Annotated in this window: 15 protein-coding genes; 10 read left to right on the top strand and 5 right to left on the bottom strand. The window is 43.5% G+C overall.

Going from position 1 to position 19,425, the window contains the following annotated elements; translation table 11 throughout:
- Positions 1 to 21: 21 nt before the first annotated feature.
- The 3 genes from HUX68_RS11720 to hutH all read left to right on the top strand — a co-directional run bounded on the left by HUX68_RS11720 (position 22) and on the right by hutH (position 4,074).
- Positions 22 to 543, top strand: coding sequence for an acyl-CoA thioesterase (locus HUX68_RS11720; protein WP_174615001.1), 522 nt, complete (start codon positions 22 to 24; stop codon positions 541 to 543).
- Positions 544 to 683: 140 nt separating this feature from the next.
- Entirely contained in the window at positions 684 to 2,105 is a 1,422-nt protein-coding gene (locus HUX68_RS11715) for an alanine/glycine:cation symporter family protein (RefSeq protein WP_174615000.1), read from the top strand.
- Between the two features lie 448 nt (positions 2,106 to 2,553).
- Positions 2,554 to 4,074 (top strand): histidine ammonia-lyase, encoded by a 1,521-nt coding sequence (hutH, locus tag HUX68_RS11710; RefSeq protein WP_174614999.1) that lies wholly within the window; start codon positions 2,554 to 2,556, stop codon positions 4,072 to 4,074.
- 132 nt (positions 4,075 to 4,206) lie between these two features.
- On the opposite strand, the gene HUX68_RS11705 is transcribed toward hutH, so the two are convergent.
- The gene (locus HUX68_RS11705; RefSeq protein ID WP_174616445.1) at positions 4,207 to 4,536 is read right to left on the bottom strand and encodes a winged helix-turn-helix transcriptional regulator; all 330 of its coding nucleotides are present in this window, start codon (positions 4,534 to 4,536) and stop codon (positions 4,207 to 4,209) included.
- Positions 4,537 to 4,823: 287 nt separating this feature from the next.
- On the opposite strand from HUX68_RS11705, the gene HUX68_RS11700 reads away from it, so the two are divergent.
- On the top strand, positions 4,824 to 6,068 hold the full coding sequence (locus tag HUX68_RS11700) for an aminopeptidase (protein WP_174614998.1): 1,245 nt from the start codon (positions 4,824 to 4,826) through the stop codon (positions 6,066 to 6,068).
- 75 nt (positions 6,069 to 6,143) lie between these two features.
- Here HUX68_RS11700 and recQ read toward each other — a convergent pair whose 3' ends face one another.
- Together recQ and brnQ are read right to left on the bottom strand one after the other, a co-directional pair.
- The gene (recQ, locus tag HUX68_RS11695; protein WP_174616444.1) at positions 6,144 to 8,294 is read right to left on the bottom strand and encodes a DNA helicase RecQ; all 2,151 of its coding nucleotides are present in this window, start codon (positions 8,292 to 8,294) and stop codon (positions 6,144 to 6,146) included.
- 617 nt (positions 8,295 to 8,911) lie between these two features.
- A complete protein-coding gene (gene brnQ / locus HUX68_RS11690) occupies positions 8,912 to 10,210 on the bottom strand; it encodes a branched-chain amino acid transport system II carrier protein (protein ID WP_174614997.1) in 1,299 nt (432 codons plus the stop codon).
- A 341-nt stretch (positions 10,211 to 10,551) separates the two neighbouring features.
- On the opposite strand from brnQ, the gene HUX68_RS11685 reads away from it, so the two are divergent.
- Positions 10,552 to 12,441, top strand: a complete 1,890-nt coding sequence (locus HUX68_RS11685) for a cation:proton antiporter (protein ID WP_174614996.1) — start codon at positions 10,552 to 10,554, stop codon at positions 12,439 to 12,441.
- Positions 12,442 to 12,585: 144 nt separating this feature from the next.
- Here HUX68_RS11685 and HUX68_RS11680 read toward each other — a convergent pair whose 3' ends face one another.
- The gene (locus tag HUX68_RS11680) at positions 12,586 to 12,768 is read right to left on the bottom strand and encodes an SE1832 family protein (protein ID WP_174614995.1); all 183 of its coding nucleotides are present in this window, start codon (positions 12,766 to 12,768) and stop codon (positions 12,586 to 12,588) included.
- Positions 12,769 to 12,896: 128 nt separating this feature from the next.
- Between HUX68_RS11680 and HUX68_RS11675 the strand changes: the two genes are divergently transcribed.
- Positions 12,897 to 13,748 carry a GNAT family N-acetyltransferase gene (locus tag HUX68_RS11675; RefSeq protein ID WP_174614994.1) on the top strand — a complete coding sequence of 284 codons (852 nt, stop codon included), beginning with the start codon at positions 12,897 to 12,899 and terminating at the stop codon, positions 13,746 to 13,748.
- 71 nt (positions 13,749 to 13,819) lie between these two features.
- Here HUX68_RS11675 and HUX68_RS11670 read toward each other — a convergent pair whose 3' ends face one another.
- Positions 13,820 to 14,899 (bottom strand): AI-2E family transporter, encoded by a 1,080-nt coding sequence (locus HUX68_RS11670; protein ID WP_174614993.1) that lies wholly within the window; start codon positions 14,897 to 14,899, stop codon positions 13,820 to 13,822.
- A gap of 180 nt (positions 14,900 to 15,079) precedes the next feature.
- On the opposite strand from HUX68_RS11670, the gene HUX68_RS11665 reads away from it, so the two are divergent.
- The 4 genes from HUX68_RS11665 to HUX68_RS11650 all read left to right on the top strand — a co-directional run bounded on the left by HUX68_RS11665 (position 15,080) and on the right by HUX68_RS11650 (position 19,398).
- Entirely contained in the window at positions 15,080 to 16,807 is a 1,728-nt protein-coding gene (locus HUX68_RS11665; protein ID WP_174614992.1) for a phospho-sugar mutase, read from the top strand.
- A gap of 44 nt (positions 16,808 to 16,851) precedes the next feature.
- Complete coding sequence (locus tag HUX68_RS11660) at positions 16,852 to 17,211, top strand: DUF488 domain-containing protein (protein ID WP_174614991.1); 360 nt, start codon at positions 16,852 to 16,854, stop codon at positions 17,209 to 17,211.
- A 131-nt stretch (positions 17,212 to 17,342) separates the two neighbouring features.
- Entirely contained in the window at positions 17,343 to 17,783 is a 441-nt protein-coding gene (locus HUX68_RS11655) for an OsmC family protein (protein WP_174614990.1), read from the top strand.
- 220 nt (positions 17,784 to 18,003) lie between these two features.
- The gene (locus tag HUX68_RS11650; RefSeq protein ID WP_217424804.1) at positions 18,004 to 19,398 is read left to right on the top strand and encodes an L-cystine transporter; all 1,395 of its coding nucleotides are present in this window, start codon (positions 18,004 to 18,006) and stop codon (positions 19,396 to 19,398) included.
- The last annotated feature ends 27 nt before the right edge of the window (positions 19,399 to 19,425 follow it).

The following is a 19,425-nucleotide window of genomic DNA, read 5'->3' as shown; positions in this document are numbered from 1 at the left end:
CGATATTAGGAGGAATTTTAAATGGAACATAAACCTTGCAGTCAATCTTTAGCAGTAAAAACTTCACATGTGCTGCCGCCCGACACGAATGCACACGGCACGCTATTTGGAGGGAAACTAATGGCCCATATTGACGATGTAGCGGCAATTGCTGCCGGTCGTCATGCCAGAAAGCCCGTCGTAACTGCATCGACGGATTCGGTGGATTTCCTGGCGCCGGTCAAAGAAGGTGATGCGGTATGTGTTGAGGCATTTGTGACGTGGACACATAATACGTCGATGGAGGTTTTTGTCAAAGCGGTAACTGAGAACATCCGGTCGGGGAATCGGAAAGTGTGTACGACTGCCTTCACAACATTTGTTGCGGTTGATGATAATGGTCGTCCATCAGAAGTTGCGACCGTTTACCCGGAAACTGATGACGAGAAAAAACTGCATGCATCTGCACCAAGACGTGCCGAGCTCCGTCAGGAAAGAAGAAAAGAATCCAAAGATCTCGCAGCAACTTTTGGCACTGATTTCCCATGGAACAGGGGAGTATAATTTTCCCATTGCCGATAAAGAAATAGATTGAGTATAATGTTAAAAGAGGCCAACTGTTGGCTTCTTTTGTTTTTATGAGAAAAATTAAGGGTATACCTTTCTACATGTATTTTTAACAACTTGAGGGGAGAACAGAAATCATGGAGTTTTTGGAAAAAATTATCGGCGCAGCAAACGAGGTCATGTGGACTTACGTCTTAATTGCTGTATTAATCGGACTTGGAATATGGTTTACAATTAAAACCGGATTCGTCCAGTTCCGGTTGCTTCCGGAGATGTTCCGCGTATTATTTGATAAGCGAACGGTAAGTGCTTCCGGCAAGAAAGGAACATCATCCTTTCAGGCGTTTGCCATCAGTGCCGCATCACGAGTCGGAACAGGTAACCTGGCTGGCGTTGCATCTGCAGTCGCTCTCGGTGGCCCGGGTGCAGTGTTCTGGATGTGGATCATTGCATTGCTCGGATCTGCAACAGCCTTCGTGGAAAGTACATTGGCACAGGTTTATAAAATACCGGAAGAAAATCAGTATCGCGGCGGACCGGCGTATTACATTGAAAAAGGGTTGAACAAGCGCTGGCTGGGAGTTGTGTTTGCCATTACGATTACATTTACATATGGTCTTGTGTTCAACTCTGTGCAGTCCAATACAATAAGTCTGGCTTTTAACGGCCAGTTTGATGTTGGCAAAAATATGATGGCGATTGTGCTGGTGGTTCTAACTGCCATTGTCATTTTCGGCGGATTGAAAAGTATCGCAAATGTCGCACAGATTATTGTACCGGTCATGGCGATTTTGTATATTATTCTTGCATTTTTTGTCCTGATTATGAATATAACCGCCGTCCCGGATATAATCGCATACATCTTCAGCAATGCCTTCGGGTTCCGTGAAGTAGCAGGTGGTGGATTTGGTGCTGCTATCCTGATGGGAACCAAACGTGGGCTGTTTTCCAATGAAGCCGGTATGGGTAGTGCACCGAACGCCGCAGCAACCGCGGAAGTGTCCCACCCGGCCAAACAAGGGCTGATTCAGTCACTTGGTGTATTTTTTGATACGATCTTAATCTGTAGTGCGACTGGATTTATTATTATTGCTGCCGGCGGGTTTGAAGGAAGTGAGGCAGATGGGATTCAGCTGACCCAAAATGCATTTGAACAGCATCTGGGGGACGCTGCATCCATCTTTATTGCAGTTGCCATCTTCTTCTTTGCCTACAGTTCGATTTTGGGCAACTATTATTATGGTGAAAATAATATCGGCTACATTAAAAACAGTAAAGTCGGCTTGTTCATTTACCGGATTGCTGTCCTGGCCATGGTCGTGTTCGGTGCTGTTGCAACGTTTGACCTTGTCTGGGCACTGGCTGATTTATCGATGGGAATCATGGCACTGATTAACTTGTACGCCATAACCAAACTGTACAAAGTTGCGGGTAGTGTATTGAAGGATTACATGAAACAGCGCAAAGAAGGCAAGGATCCCGTCTTTTACCGGGATACGCTCGATGACCCGACTGGTGTTGAGTATTGGGGCCGTGATCAGACGGGTGAAACAGAATAAGCTATGATTGGCTGTTAACTGCCTGTTTCTGACTGGAACGGGCAGTTAGTTTTTATGTATCCATTCAGTATAGTCCTGCTGTGAAATGTGTTCGGATCAAAAGTAAGGGGGAATGTTAGAAGATCACGAGAAGTTGTTACAAGTTTAACAGGTGATGTCAGAAGTTGGCGGGTAAGTGTAAGAAGTTCACAATTCAAGTGTAAGAAGTTCACAATTGCATTCGCCCAAAGGAAATGGCAGCTATTTAAAGTTCTTGCATTTCATTTAGAAAACGCTTACAATATAAAGTGAGAAAATTAATACTTTTGAGGTGCAGGTATGTGCAAACATCGGAAAAACAAGCATATTGCCACCAATAATGGATATTCAGGAGGCATGGTTCAGCGACCATAGCCTCCTTTTACTTTGCCTGCTTTATTATAGTAAAGCGGTAATATGGAGGTGGAGCATGGTTATTTTAACAGGGGAAACGTTAACGATGGAGGAGGTTCGTCGTGTCGTTTTTGATGAGGAGCCGGTTTCTTTAGCCGGTTCATCAAGGGAAAAAATTATCAGCAGCAGAAAAACGGTTGAAACAATGCTGGTCGACAAGCAGACGATGTACGGCATTAATACAGGTTTTGGTAAGTTTAGTGATGTCGTTATTGAAGATGATGACTTGGAGGATTTGCAGCTGAATTTAATTTATTCCCATGCGTGTGGAGTGGGAGAGCCTTTTTCTGAAAAAATAAGCAGAGCAATGCTGCTGCTCCGAGCAAATGCGCTCATTCAGGGCTGCTCCGGGGTGCGGATTGAACTGGTGGAGCAGCTTCTGCATTTTTTAAACGAAAAAATTCATCCCGTCGTACCGCAGCAGGGATCACTTGGTGCAAGCGGTGACCTTGCGCCATTGTCCCATCTGGCATTGGCACTGCTTGGTGAAGGGGAAGTTTTCTGCAATGGAAAACGGGCAATAACCGGAGCGGTACTGCAAAACGCCGGGTTAACACCGCTTACACTGAAAGCAAAAGAAGGGCTGGCGCTGATTAACGGAACACAGGCGATGACCGCGGTTGGTGTCATTACGTATCTGGAAATGGAAAAGCTCCTGCGTCAGAACGAGCAGGTGGCGGCTATGACATTGGAAGGGCTGCACGGAATTATTGATGCATTTGATGAAGATCTGCACCGGGTTCGCGGACATCAGGAACAGATGGATGTTGCGACGCGATTTCGCCAAATGCTTCATGACAGCCGCCTGATAACGAGACAAGGGGAATTGCGCGTACAGGATGCGTATTCACTGCGCTGTATTCCGCAGGTGCTTGGTGCCTCCTGGCAAACATTTCACTATGCAAAGGAAAAGTTGGAAGTGGAAATGAATGCGGTAACCGATAATCCGCTCATTTTTTCCGAAAAAAACAAAGTTATTTCAGGCGGGAATTTTCATGGACAACCGATAGCGTTTGCGATGGACTTTTTAAAGTTGGGGATTGCCGAGACAGCTAATATTGCCGAACGCCGGATTGAGCGGTTGGTCAATCCGCAGCTGAATGATCTCCCGCCATTTCTCAGTCCGAACCCGGGGCTCGAGTCCGGGGTGATGATTATGCAGTACAGTGCCGCATCACTTGTTTCGGAAAATAAAACATTGGCACATCCGGCCAGTGTCGATTCTATTCCGTCATCAGCCAATCAGGAGGACCATGTCAGTATGGGGACGATTGCAGCTCGGCATGCGCTTGCAATGCTGCAAAATACACGCAATGTAGTGGCAATTGAACTGATCTGCGCGATGCAGGCGGTTGAATTTCGTGGTGTTGACAAAATGGCTGCGGCAACACGTGAATTTTACGAAAAGGCTCGCAGCATTGTACCCAGCATTACAAAGGATCGGGTTTTTTCGACTGATATTGAAAAAATGGCAAACTGGCTGAAAGGTTACAAGGAAGACAGCATAATTCAACAAGGGGGCGTTTTGCATGAGTAACGTGATGGAGAAGAAAGGGATCGAATTCAAATTTTAAGGCTGGTAGCATGAAGCTGAATTAATATTGGTGGAAAATCAGCTGGCAAGCAGGAATAGCATAAAAAGAAAGGACCCGCCAACGCCAGGTCCCTTCTATGCTTTGCTTTTTTCAATGTCTTTGGCAGTTATCCAATCGTCGGCCCAATTTTGAATTTCCTCAATAACCGGCTTTAGTGACATGCCTTTATCTGTTAACGAATATTCAATCCGAACAGGGAATTCAGAGTATATGTTACGTTCAACAATGTTTTCTTTTTCAAGCATTTTCAATCGATCAGAGAGAAGTCTTCCGCTGATGGGCAAATCAGCTTCCATTTCGGAAAAGCGCTTTGCACCATGTAGCAGTTCAAACAAAATAAGACCAACCCAGCGTTTGCTGATAATTTCCATTGCATTTTCAAAACGCGGACATAAATTTTCCATCATCTTACTCACCCCTCTGACAATATAATTTACTTACAAAAAGTAACCTGATTATATCTTAACACATTTCGGGGAAAGCGTAAATTGTTTTAAGTATTTTTACCCATTAACCGGTCAGAAATACGGTTACAGGGGAAAGATGACAGGATATTCGGGCATTTAATACGCGGTGGTGAAGTGGCAAAAACCTCCACTGATAGATACAACTTATTATTTGGTATTTTCTCAATCCTATGAAATAATATCGTTAGTGAAAACGAATGTAAATATAATTTGGAGGTAGAAGTATGGTAAATCAACATGTAAAGGAAAAGTATGCTGACTTAGCACTAAAAACCGGGGTTAATTTACAAAAGAATCAGGCACTCATGATTAACGCACCGATTGAAGGTGCGGATTTTACGAAAATGGTAGCCCGCAAAGCGTATGAATTGGGGGCGAAAGATGTACATATTAATTGGGTTGATGATGAATTAACTTTGTTGAAATTCGAAAATGCACCTGATGAAGTCATTGCTGATTTTCCGGAGTGGAAAGTGAAATTGCATGATATGTATGCAGAAGATGGTGCTGCAGTATTATCAATCCGCTCGACGAACCCGGACCTTTTAAAAGACATTGATTCCTCACGGGTTGCTAAAGCGAATAAAGCAGCTGCACAAGCAATGACCAATTTTCGCCAGTATACGATGAACGATCGGATTCCATGGTCTATCATTTCCATCCCAACCGGTGACTGGGCACAAAAGATTTTCCCTGAAAAATCACAAGAAGATGCCATCGAAAGTTTGTGGGATGCAATTGTAAAAATTGTCCGTGTTGATCAGGAGAACCCTGTTGCTGCATGGGACGCACATAATGAAACATTGAAAACTGCGCGGGAAATATTAAATAAGAAAAACTACAAAAAACTTATTTATAAAGCGCCGGGCACAGACCTTGAACTGGAGCTTCCGGAAGGCCATATCTGGAAAGGCGGCTCAGCTGAAACGGAGAAAGGAACCACCTTTAATCCGAATATGCCAACCGAAGAAGTATTTTCCCTGCCGCATAAATATGGTGTAAATGGAACGGTGTCAAGCACCAAACCGCTTAATTACGGCGGCAGCCTGATTGATAACTTCAGCCTGACATTTAAGGATGGCAAAGTCGTTGACTATAAAGCGGAGCAGGGGGAGGACACATTGAAACATCTCCTGGATACCGATGAGGGTGCACGCCGCCTTGGTGAAGTGGCACTTGTACCGCATGAATCACCGGTTTCACAGTCCGGTCTGATTTTTTACAACACACTGTTCGATGAAAATGCTTCATGCCATATTGCGCTTGGCAAAGCATACCCGACCAATCTGGAGGACGGCGCTTCCATGAATGACGCAGAGCTTGATAAACATGGTGTGAACGACAGCCTGACCCACGTTGACTTCATGATCGGCTCTGAGAACCTTGATATCGATGGTGTCCTGGAAGACGGCAGCACCGAACCGGTATTCCGTAATGGTACATGGGCATTGAATATAAAAGGGGAATAGAAATAAAAAAGAGGGAATCCTGCTTGTAATTTGGAGCCGGGGATTCCCTTTTTTATTACCTGAATTAAGTGCACGCTACATAATCCCATTCTTCACTAGGACAGCTTTGATTGTCGTGTAATCAAATTTATCATGCAGTGCTTCCTTCAGCGGTTTGAGTTTCTGCTCATCAATTGACTTTCTGGCTTCCAGAACAGCCGCTTCTTCCGTCTCCGTGAAAAAAATATTCCATGCGATTGGGTAGCCATCCTTATACGCTTTAAAGATATGCCCTTCAATTGTCTGTGGCGAGTATTCCCGGATTGTCGCAATATCCTTGATTGATTTGCCCGATTGGAACATCGTATAACTGATGACATGGCTCGGGCGGTCATCCGTCTGCTTCTTTTCCCGCCGTGGTGCCACTGTGGAATCCGTTATCCGAACGGCCCGGTTCGCATCAGGATTGTCAGTCCGCCATTTTTGAATGATCTCCAAAAACTCCTGACCGTACTGTTCAAACTTTCGCTCGCCAACTCCCTTAATCGTCAGCATATCTTCCTCTGTTTCCGGAAAATAACGGCTCAGTTCTTTCAGGGTGGCATCGGAGAACAGGACATATGGCGGAACATTCCGCTCATCGGCCATCTCCTTCCGCCGCTTCCGTAATGCAGCAAACAAATCCTCGCGGTAATCCGCTTCGCCATGGGAAGGAATTGGTGCAGTGTACATCCACACCGTCCGCTCCCCTTTCAGGACTTCAACTGAATTATGGTTCAATTTTAGCGTCGGGAATTTTCCTTCTTCAGTTGCCAGCAGCTGCTCGGCGATTAAAAAATGAATCCATTCGGTCAGTTCTTTTTCAGTGTATGCGGACAACAGTCCATAGGTGGAAATTTTATTTAAACGGAAATCAGTAATTTTCCTGTCCCTGGAGCCTTTCAAAACTTTCGCTGTCATCCCAACACCAAAACGTTCGCCCATCCGTTTGACACACGACAAAATCATCTGGGCCTCCTCCGTTAAATCGACACGTTCCTGCCGGTGCAGACAATTGCTGCAGCGTCCGCACGTGTTGCTGCCTGTCGGATTGTCATTGAAATAATCAAGAATAAATGTAGTTAAGCAGCTGTGTGTATGGCAATAATTGATCATTGCCTGCAATTTCCGGTATTCTCCTTGTTTTGCTTCATCATCCATGAGTGATTGCTCGATTAAAAATTTCTGCAGTTGAATGTCCTGTGGCGAGAAGAGCAAAATACAGTCACTGTGCTCGCCATCCCGACCTGCTCTGCCTGCTTCCTGATAATACGATTCTATGGTCATCGGCATCGCGTAGTGAATGACAAACCGCACATTCGACTTATCGATACCCATTCCAAACGCATTCGTTGCAATCATAACGGTTGTTTCATCGTGAATAAATGCGGCCTGTGCTTGTTTACGCTCAATCTCGCTCAGCCCGGCATGATATTTTGCCACGGAAATGCCGCGCTTCGACAAGAGGTCATATAAAGAATCTGTCTGTTTCCTTGTTGCAGTGTAAATGATTCCTGATTCCCCTGGGTGTTCACTCAAAAAAGAACGCACATAGGTGGATTTATCTTTTCCTTTTACAATGTGGAATGCCAGGTTTTCCCGCTCAAAGCCGGTATTTACAACGCGGTCATTTCCAATCTGCAACAACGCGCAAATATCAGAAATGACTTCTCCTGTAGCTGTTGCAGTCAGAGCCATAAGAACTGGGAGATTCGGCAGTTTTTTTAGATTGGGTACAATCGAGCGGTAACTCGGCCTGAAATCATGCCCCCACTGTGAAATACAATGCGCCTCATCAAAGGCGATTAAGGAAAGGTTAACCTGCCTGATGGCATTTATAAAAATTGGTGACTCAAAACGCTCCGGGGCAACGTAAACAAATTTATATCTGCCAGCTGCCATGTCGTCAAGACGCGTCTGTTGTTCACCGGCGGACAGTGAACTGTTTATGTAAGTAGCATGAATGCCCAGCGACTTTAGTGCATCGACTTGATCTTTCATCAATGATATTAACGGGGAAATAATGACTGCTGTACCATCCAGTGTCAAACCCGGAATCTGATAGCAGAGGGATTTCCCGCCGCCCGTTGGCATAACAGAAAGGGTGTTTGCACCTTGAATGACATTGTCAATTGTCTGCTTCTGACCCGGCCGGAACGTTTCATAACCAAAATAGGTTTGCAGTATTTGTTCTTCTTGCGCAATCATCATATCGATTCTCCTTACCAACCCATCCTAACTTATTGTGGGGAATGGCTGTTTAATAGTTTTGGTTTTAATTCAGGGAGTGTTTTTAATAGAGAAATAAGCACAATTTCTACTGAAGAATAGCTGGAATGGATAAGCGAAGTTGCAGATATATGGTAAAAAAGACAAGGGGATATTACCATTGTTAATTTCTATTTTATCTGATTCAAGTAGAAAAACAAAGAGATTTTTATACGGAAAGTGTATGTTTAAAACAAAAACGAGCTTTTAAAGAATAATCACGCCATCAGAGCTGGAAACGGTCCTATTACACCTATAAAAAAGGGGCTGGGACAAAACAAATATGCGTATAAGAAAAGACGAACGATACTCTATTTTAGCGGAGGAAATATGCGTAGACTCCTGCGGGGGGACAGGCCTAGATGAGACTCTGAGTGCAAAGCACGAAGAGGCTCAACAGCCGCCCGCGGTAAAGAAGACACAGCGAAAGTGATTTTCTTGAGCTGATGTCGCACTTATGCTCGAAAGTGAAAGCGAAGTATATTTCCGGAGCGGCTAAATTCCTCAATTAAGTTAATTCGTATTTTCCTTTGATAAAACACTTTTGTCCCAGCCCCTTAACTGGTATAAGCAGGCTCCGGTTTCCCTTTGAACATGTAACCGATCAAGCCACCGATTAAAGCCGGAATAATCCAGCCAAGTCCAATCGAGAAAAACGGTAAATATTCCAGCGTATCCGTAACTGCAGGCATTTTTAATCCGAAAGCGGTAAGTCCGTCATAAAACGAAATAATGGCTGTGAAGAGGATCGCACCGCGGAAAACGGAACGCGCACCGCCGAACAGCCGCTGCATAAAGGTAAGCAGAATCAGCACGATAGCGATTGGATAAATAAATACCAGCACTGGAACCGATACTTTAATAATTGTGTTCAGTCCCTGATTGGCAATCAGGTAGCTGACAACTGTAACCAGTGTAATAACCCATTTGTACGATAACGGTGAAATTTTTGCGAAAAACTGTCCGCATGCCACAATCAGGCCGACACAAGTCGTGAAGCATGCCAGCGATACAATAACCCCAAGCAGAAGCGCTCCAAACGTTCCGAACATGACATCAGCCGCTCCGGATAAAATCTCACCACCGTTCGCGAAGTTCCCTGTTCCAGCCATTTTTGCGCCAATCCAGCCGATGGAGGAGTATACGGTAATCAAACCAATTCCGGTAATAGCTCCTGCCTTTAGTGTTGATTTCACAAGTTCCTGCTTTGACTGGATGCCGCGGTCTTTAAACGCATTTACTACAATAATGCCAAAGGCCAGAGCTGCAATTGCATCCATTGTTAAATATCCTTCAACGAAGCCGGTGAAAAAAGGTGCTGAAGTATATTTTTCAGATGGTTCCGTTAAAGGGTTGTCCAGCAAAAAGAAACCGCCAACAATTAATCCGATAATGGATAGCAATAAGATCGGTGTCAAATACTGGCCGATCCGGTCAACCATTTTGGATGGGTTTAGGCTGACAATAAAAACAAGAATAAAAAATACCGTCGTGAAGATAAACAGCATAAGTGAAGAGGTTCCACTCATGAACGGCTCCATACTCATTTCATATGCTACCGTTGCAGCGCGAGGTACACCAAAAAACGGCCCGATGGCCAGATAAACTGCTGATGTAAATATGAGTCCAAACAAAGGGTGTACCTTGTCAGCAAGTTCCCGGGCGTCATTATTTACGTATGAAATAGCTGTCACCGCAAGAATCGGCAGGCCGACCCCTGTAATGACAAAGCCGGCAATCGCAGCCCAATATGATGTGCCTGCTTCCATTCCCAAAGTTGGCGGGTAAATCAGATTACCCGCACCAAAAAATAATGCAAATAACATAAAGCCGATAATAAAGGTGTTTTTATTCATGCTGCTTCGATCCTTTCCTGTTAATGAGGTTATTTGTCACCTGTCAACGTTTAACGGGTGACAGTACCCGCCAAAATGATGTCGAATAATCTTATTAAAAAACAAAATAGTTTGACAATTTTGTGATAAAAATTTCTAAAATGTCGCAAAGCAGAGTACATTTTAACAAGTTGCATAATTAAAAGTCAATAAGTTTTTCATGTGTATTTTCGACATTTTGGTGAAAATATAACAATAATGGCCTGCCTTCATGAAATAAAATTGTTTACATTACAAATCTCCACCTTTAAAATAACCTTATGTTATGAACCCGAATGCCAAATCATTTTAGGGGGTTGTGTATGGTTCCATCTCTTTTGTTTGAAGTAATGCTGATAGGTCTTTTAGGGGTTGGTTCACAGTGGCTTGCATGGCGTTATCGTATTCCTGCCATTGTTTTAATGTCTGTCTCCGGACTGATTGTAGGTCCGATACTGGGAATCATGAATCCTGAGGAAGACTTTGGCTCTTTATATAGTCCTATTATTTCCGTTGCAGTAGCCATTATTCTGTTTGAAGGAAGTTTGAACTTAAGCTTTAAAGAACTAAAGGGACTTGGAAAGCCGGTGGTCCGGATTTCAACCATTGGCGCTTTCATTGCCTGGATTTTAGGCTCGTTTACCGCACATTATATTGCAGGGCTTTCCTGGACGGTTGCCTTTGTAATAGGTGGTCTCTTCATCGTTACCGGTCCAACGGTTATCCTGCCTTTGCTCCGTCAGTCAAAATTAAAGGCAACACCTGCAAAACTGCTGAAATGGGAAGGCATTATTGTTGATCCCATCGGTGCATTGCTTGCGGTTTTCGCCTTTGAAATTATTGCGTTTATTACCGCGACTGATCCGAACGTTTCATCACTGATCTTATTCTTTGCTGCTTCCATCTTTGCTGTTATTTTGGGCTGGGCATGTGGACGTGGGGTAGGCTGGATGTTTGAAACCGGTCATATTCCGGAATTTCTGAAGTCACCCGCCGTATTCATTGTCGTCATTTTTGCATTTACGCTGGCAGATGAAATAGAGCATGAGACAGGGCTTCTGGCTGTAACTGCGATGGGTATGACCCTTGCAAATCTTGGCATAAGCTCTGTTGCCGACATGCGCCATTTTAAGGAAAATATATCGATACTGCTTATTTCTGCTATTTATGTAATGCTCACAGCTTCATTGCAAATGGACGTATTGCTGAAAATTTTCGACCCGAACATCATCGGATACGTTATATTGATGATGATTGTTGTCCGGCCATTATCGATATTCCTGTCAACATGGGGCACGACACTGTCATTGAATGAAAAGCTGCTGGTTGGCTGGATTGCGCCACGGGGTATTGTGGCACTGACTGTTTCCGGTTATTTTGCATCAATATTGTTAGAAGCTGGTTATGAAGATGCATCTATCATTACGGCACTAACATTCGGGTTGGTATTTTTCACCGTCTGTGCGCACGGATTTACGATCGGACCACTGTCGAAAAAGCTGCATCTTTCACTTGAAGGAAGACCGGGAACGCTTATTGTCGGAAGCAATAAGTTTACGGTAAATCTTGCTAAAACACTGACCAAATCAAGAAATCCGGTGCTGATTGTCGATTCATCATGGGAGCGGCTGCGTTTGGCGCGGGAAGCGGGGATCCCGTTCTACCACGGAGAAATGATGTCTGAACAGACAGAATACCACCTGGACACCAATCCATACGAATATTTGGTGGCTGCCATGGATTTTCATTCCTACAACGCACTTGTATGTACGACATTCATGCCGGAATACGGACGAACCAATGTATTTAAAGTCAGCCCATATAATATGGTTGATGGCGGTGTGAATAGTTCCGTTGATCGTGTTGGCGGGAGAATTCTGTTCAGGGAAAATGTGGCCATGGAAGATCTGATCAATAAAATAGCCAAACATTATGTGTTCCGTCAGACGACATTGACAGATCAATACGGCTATAAGAAGTATCTGAATGAAAAGGATGAGGAAGCAGTCATGTTGTATGCACTGAAACCATCCGGGAAAATTAAATTTTACACAGAAGAAATGCGGGTATCGCCAGAATCTGGCGATACGATTGTCAGTCTGACGCCACCAAAAAAAGAAATTAAAAAAATTAAGAAACGTCTTGAAAACCAACGGAATAATGGAAACGGAAATAGTAGCGGGAACGGAAATAATGAAAACAGTGAAGGTTAATCATTAGAAAACTTGGTTGTCACCAAGCCTTTGGGTGACAGCCTTAGTTGCACTTATGCAGTAAGAAAGGATTTTATACTTTCTTAACTGCTAAAAACAAGGCTGCCTCATATTTAAGGCAGCCTTGTTTTTATCATATGGATTTTATTTTTTCAACTGATCCAACTGCTGATTAAGTTCTTTCATCCGTGTCTCCATTTCAATCAGCTGCTGTTCTCCTTTGGATGTATTGACACCGAACGATGTTGCCTTTTCCAAGTCACCTTGTATACGAATATAATCTGATTTAAGATCCATCAGTTCTTCTTCTATTTCTTTTTTCGTCATTTCCATCACTCCCACTCCCAGTTTAGCGGAAATAAACGGTTTTTACAAAAACATTTTTAACTTTTGGTTGCTCAATCCTGAGATATATAGTAAGATTATAGAAATTTTCAGGACGGGGGAATCGATCCATGAAAATCAAACTTGAGCTGGCGGTCGATTATTATATACAACAGGTCGAGCCGTTGTTGTTAAAAAAAGAAGCTTGCAATAACTTGATGCTCGGTATTTTGGGACGTATTAAGGAAACCCCGGATGCCTATGAAAATGGTTACTGCCTTGGGATTGTTGAACAGGAGAATGAAGCGGTATTTGCCTTTATGCAGACTCCTCCGAATAACTGGATTCTTGCTGCAGTTGACCGTGTTCCGGACGATGTGATTCAAAAGGTGGCATTGTTTATATTCAACAAGCGGACTGCTGTCCCTGGTGTGCTTGGGCCGATTGAGGAAGCAGAAATGTTTAAAAGCGAATGGGAGCGTCTTTCGAATGTTGGTTCGTCCATCCACGTGAAACAGTTAATCTACCGGCTTGATGATGTTAACCCACTGCCAGAGGTTGAAGGTGAGTTGAGGCACGCAACACAATATGACTGTGAATTGGTTAAAAATTGGCTCGTTCAATTCGGTGTGGAAGCGAATGAGCCGGTCTCAAATGAATATGCTGTACAATTGGCAAGCAGTTTTATCGGGAGATCCTCATTGTATTTGTGGGAAGTGGATGGTGTACCTGTTTCCATGGCAAATCAGTCCAGGAAAACAAGAAACGGTTCGACCATCAATGCCGTTTTTACCCCGGATGAATATAAAAGGAATGGGTTTGCAACTGCCACAGTAGCAACTCTCTCATCAAAATTGCTTGCAGAAGGATCCGGGTTTTGCAGTTTGTACACTGATCTGGATAATCCGGACTCCAACAGCATTTACAGGAAAATCGGCTACTATGAAGTAGGCAAATCGATTGTATATGAATTTAAGGCGTAGCAGCATACTCACGCTGCTGCGCCTTGTTGTTTCATTTAAAGCATTCTGCAACTAATTTTTTGAAGCAGGCATTATATCAGCACATCATCTCCATTTTTCTTGGAATACGTCTCATAAAAATGGACTATAATTGTTTTGACAATGGCGTAGAATGGGACTGCAAACAGAATGCCGAGAAATCCTGCGATACTGCCTGCTGCGAGAATTAGTGTTATAACAGTAAGCGGATGGAGCCTCAGCGCGCGTCCCATGACGTTTGGCGATACAAGGTTTCCCTCCAGCTGCTGGGCAACCAGCATGATGATGCCTATCCAAACCACCATGATCGGATCCTGAAACACCCCAACAATTAATGCTGGAATAACCGCGAGAAATGGTCCAATAAACGGGATGACATTTACAAGCATCGCAAACAACGCCAGTGTCATGGCATACTCCAAGTCAATAATCGTGTAACCGATGTACAGAAGAACACCAATGCAAAGGCTGACAATCAGCTGCCCCTGTATGTAGGAGGTTAATGTTTCATCGATTTTATGCAGCAATTTCCGGAAATTAGCTGCTTTCTTTTCTTCAAATATTTGCGTAACAAACGGGACGAATTTGTCTCCGTCTTTCAGCATGAAAAACAGGAAGAACGGAATCAGGACAATCGCAAAGACAAAACTGATCAGCTCTCCGACAAATCCAAACAGAAATGACATGGCAGATTCTATGTATGTCTGCAAATTGGACGTTATATTATTGATGGTTTTATTGACCTCTTCCGGAATATTTTCCTGGTTCGCCTGCCAGTACATGATAAGCTCCTGAACACCGTCAACCATTTCAGGAATGCTTTCAACTAATTTGGACACCTGTTTTTGGGCAATTGGAGCAATATATGTAACTGCTAAATATCCAAATAAAATAAGCAGTAAAAATACAATAATAATGGAAATAATCCGGTTAATTTTGTATTTTTCCAAAAGATGCATAACTGGCCGGGTTAAATAATAAAGGACACCCGCTCCAATAATTGGGATTGCGACCGCACCTACATATTTAAAAATCGGATCAAAGATAAAATCAGTTGCTGAAATCAGCAGTATCAGTAAAAAAATCAGTATAAAGGTAACGAGTGTCTGAAACCACCGTTTATGCTGCACCATTATCACAACTTTCTTTTTGTTTATTAATCTCTATTTTAACCGTTTGTGACTTGAATAGAAAGTATGCTTTTTTATAATTTAGATAAAAACGGCAAAAATGGCTTGTCCATAGTATAAATAAAAAAAGTATGCTAGAATTTGAGCATATAAACCGTTATCGCATAGAGGGGGAACTTGGAATTGGGTAATTGGGAAGAAGTTTATGAGAAATGGTCATCCTTTCAGAATCTTGATGCATCATTGAAAAAGGAACTGGATAATTTGACGGGCAATAAACAGGCATTGGAGGATGCCTTTTATAAAGAGCTGACATTCGGCACTGGCGGTCTGCGGGGAGTAATGGGACCGGGGATCAACCGGATGAATATTTATACCGTTCGCAAAGCGGTCAATGGGCTTGCACAATACTTGAAAGAAAACACTGTGAACGTTTACGACCGCGGTGTGGCAATATCGTATGATTCAAGATACATGTCACTGGAGTTTGCGGTTGAGACGGCAAAAGTGCTCGGAGCATATGGGATCCGGTCATATGTTTTTGATGTGCTGCACCCGACGCCGGCATTATCATTTGCTGTAAGAAACCTTGGAACGGCTGCCGGAGTTATGATCACTGCAAGTCATAACCCGCCGGAGTATAACGGGTTTAAAGTTTATAATGAAGATGGCGGACAGATCACTCCGTCCGAGGCAGATAAAATTATCGCATTTATACAGCAGACTGAAAATGAACTGACTGTTCCGTTTTTGGAGAAAAGTGAGCTGGAAAGAAAGGAACTGCTTAACTGGATTGGCGAGGAAATTGACAATGCATATCTGGAGGAGCTTGCGCAGATTTCCAGGCTGGATGATAATGAAATTCAACATGAAAAAGACCTGCCAATCGTATTCACGCCATTGCATGGAACCGCGCTTGAGCTGGTGACGAAAGGGTTGAAGCAGCTGAACTTCACCAATGTTGATGTCGTAAAGGAACAGGCAGCTCCTGACCCTGAATTTTCAACGGTAGACTCGCCAAACCCGGAAGAACATCAGGCATTTACAATGGCAATTGAGGAAGGGAAAAAATCAGAAGCTGACATTTTGATTGGCACCGATCCGGATGCTGACAGGCTTGGTGTTTCGGCTAAAGATGGCACCGGTGCATACAAGGTGCTGACCGGTAATCAGCTTGGATCATTGCTGCTGGATTACATACTTTCACATAGTGACTATAAGATACTGGCAAACGGACGAATGATTAAAACGATTGTTACGTCAGAATTGGGCCGGAAAATTGCCGCATCGTATGGTGTTGAAACGATTGATACACTGACAGGTTTTAAATTTATCGGGGAGAAAATCCGTCAGTTTGATGCAACCGGCGAGACGTTTGTTTTCGGTTATGAGGAAAGCTACGGTTATTTAATCAGCAGTTTTTCCCGTGATAAAGATGCTGTCCAGGCAGCCGTTCTCGCCTGTGAAATGGCGTATTACTGGAAACAACAGGGCAAATCACTGCATGATGCATTGCGGGACCTGTTTGAAAAGCACGGATATTACCAGGAGGGCATGTCATCCTTAACGTTAAAAGGAAAAGAAGGCTCTGAAAAGATTGCTGCCATTATGGAAAACATCCGTAAAGAGCCACTGACAGAAATAGCGGGGCTGCAAGTGCTGGCAGTGGAAGATTACCTGTCAGGCGAACGAACTTTTCCTGAAAAAGGGTCTGCGGAAAAAATTAACCTTCCAAATGAAAATGTTGTAAAATATAAGCTTGAAAGAGACTGCTGGGTATGTCTCCGCCCGTCCGGAACTGAGCCGAAAATCAAGTGCTATTTCGGAGTGTGCAGTTCAAGCAATCAACAAAGCGTGGAAACACTTGCGAGTCTGAAGGATGAAATGGAGCGTGTGATGAATCAGGTTTGAGTTGTGATCGGCGGTGGTACAATCACTATAGTGAGGTGATACAAATGCCAGTACAAATCAAACGGATATATGACGATGCAAATCAGGATGACGGTATTCGGGTTCTGGTGGATCGTGTATGGCCAAGGGGCATGTCCAAGGAAAAGGCAAACCTTGATCACTGGATGAAGGAAATCGGGCCATCCTCGGATTTGCGGAAATGGTTTGGGCATGACCCGGAAAAATTTGCTGACTTTAAGAAAAAATATAAGGACGAACTCAGCAGCGGCACGCAGCAGGACGAGCTAAGCAAATTGAAAGACGTTACAAAAGAAAACAATAAAAACGTAACATTGCTGTTTTCCGCAAAGGATGAGAAACATAACCAGGCAGTCGTCCTGAAAGAAATACTCGATCATCAATAATGATAACCTCCACCGGATTGTGGAGGTTATTTTGGGTAGGGAAGTACTGAATGAAAAACAGCTGAACAGTAAACTGGTAATAATTGATGTTATAGTGATACAAAGTTAAATTTTTATTAGAGGTGATTATAATGGCGGAACACCAATTTGATCTGCAAGCGGACTGGCCTGGTGGACGGAACAGTACAGGCTATATCGAAGCAGGAAATTTACAGACGAAAATATCCATTCCCCCTGAGATGGATGGACCGGGTGTCGGCACAAATCCGGATGAAATGCTTCTGGGTGCAGCTGCAACATGCTATCTAATTACGCTCGCAGCAATGATGGAACGGTCAAAACTCCCATTGAAAAAAATGTCGCTGGATTCTGCGGGAATTGTTGATGTCACGGATGGCGTGATCACCTATAAACGGATTATTCATACACCGCATGTTTCATTACAGGATGATGCGGAGAAAAAACATTACCGTATGCTGGAAAAGCTGGTAGATAAAGCAGAGGAGAACTGTATGATTTCGCGGGCATTGAAAGGAAATGTGAGTGTGGAAGTCGAGCCGGATATAGTTTGAATACGGTTTGCTGAAAATCTTTTTTAACATTTTTAGAACGTAATCCCGTACCGCTTTTATAGTGGTACGGGATTATTTTTGATTCAGACTTTTTGAACTGGTTGTTAAAATTTAATTCCTTGGCACAATTTGGGCTGTCCCTGTATATCTTAAATCATACTAAAGTAATCAGGATTATATACTTGTTGTATATTATCTTTGAGTGAAGGGGGAATAAATTGTGGATACAGTTTATGTTATCATCAACATCGCCGTACTGCTTATGCTGGTTGGGGTACTGTTTTATATGCAGAAGAAGCATTTCTCGTTCAGCAAAAGAGTGTTCACCGGTTTGGGGTTAGGAATTGTGCTTGGTGCTGTACTGCAAATGATCTATGGTGCTGAATCGGAAGTGCTGGGTCAGACAGGAGCATGGTATGATATTGTTGGGAGAGGTTATGTCAGCCTGCTGATGATGATCGTTGTGCCGCTTGTCATGGTATCGATTATCCAGTCGATCATTAATTTAAAAAAATCATCAGACCTTGGCAAAATGTCCGCATGGATTATCGGTATATTGGTTGGAACAGCAATGATTTCAGCGGTGGTCGGCATCGCAAGTGCAGGATTATTTAATTTGAGTGCTGATCAGATTAATGCCGGTCAGGCAGAAAACGAGCGGGGGCAAATGTTGGAGTCAACGCTGGGTGATGTGGAAGACATGTCAACACCCGAAAAAATTCTTAGCTTTATTCCAACGAATATTTTCCTGGACATGACTCAACAGCGGCCAACATCCGTAATTGCAATTGTTATATTTTCAATCATTGTAGGGATTGCCGTTCTCGGAGTGCGAAGAAAAAATCCGGAACAGGCCGAAGCTTTCACAAAGATTGTTAATTCGCTTTATGCTGTAGTAATGCGGATCGTAACCTTGATTCTGCGCCTGACACCATTTGGGATTCTGGCATTGATTGCAAATATGACAGCGACGACAGATATCGCCGGTATACTTGAACTCGGCAAGTTTGTCATTGCGTCATATGCAGCATTGATTGCCATGTTTATTATTCACTTAGTGCTGGTAGGGGTGTTTGGACTGAATCCCATGACGTATTTGAAAAAAGTGATGCCTGTATTAAGTTTTGCATTCTCATCCCGGTCCAGTGCCGGTACGATACCATTGAATATCCAGGCGCAGAAAAATTCACTCGGTGTTGATTCGGGAATTGCCAATATGTCTGCATCATTTGGTGCAACGATCGGGCAAAACGGATGTGCTGGGATTTATCCGGCCATGCTTGCGGTAATGATCGCGCCTTCCGTTGGTATTGATCCATTCACACCGGAATTTTTAATCAAATTAGTGCTGATTGTAGGAATCAGTTCATTTGGTGTTGCTGGAGTCGGAGGAGGAGCGACTTTTGCTGCATTGATTGTGCTGTCATCTATGGGGCTCCCAGTTGCACTCGCCGGGCTGCTGATCTCCATTGAAGCGTTGATCGATATGGGTCGTACAGCACTGAACGTAAACGATGCCATGCTCAGCGGAACATTAACAGCACGGATTTTGAAAAAATTAAACTTAAAAACGTACAACGATAAAACTGCAATCGAGCAGGAGTTTTCAGCGTAATAATTGAGGGGGTGCCGGCGTTTAATA

The sequence above is a fragment of the Virgibacillus ihumii genome, from assembly GCF_902726655.1.
In the GTDB taxonomy this organism is placed as follows: Bacteria; Bacillota; Bacilli; order Bacillales; family Amphibacillaceae; genus Lentibacillus; species Lentibacillus ihumii.
The sequence above is the reverse complement of the archived record's forward strand: the minus strand, read 5'-3'. Positions and strand labels throughout refer to the sequence as shown.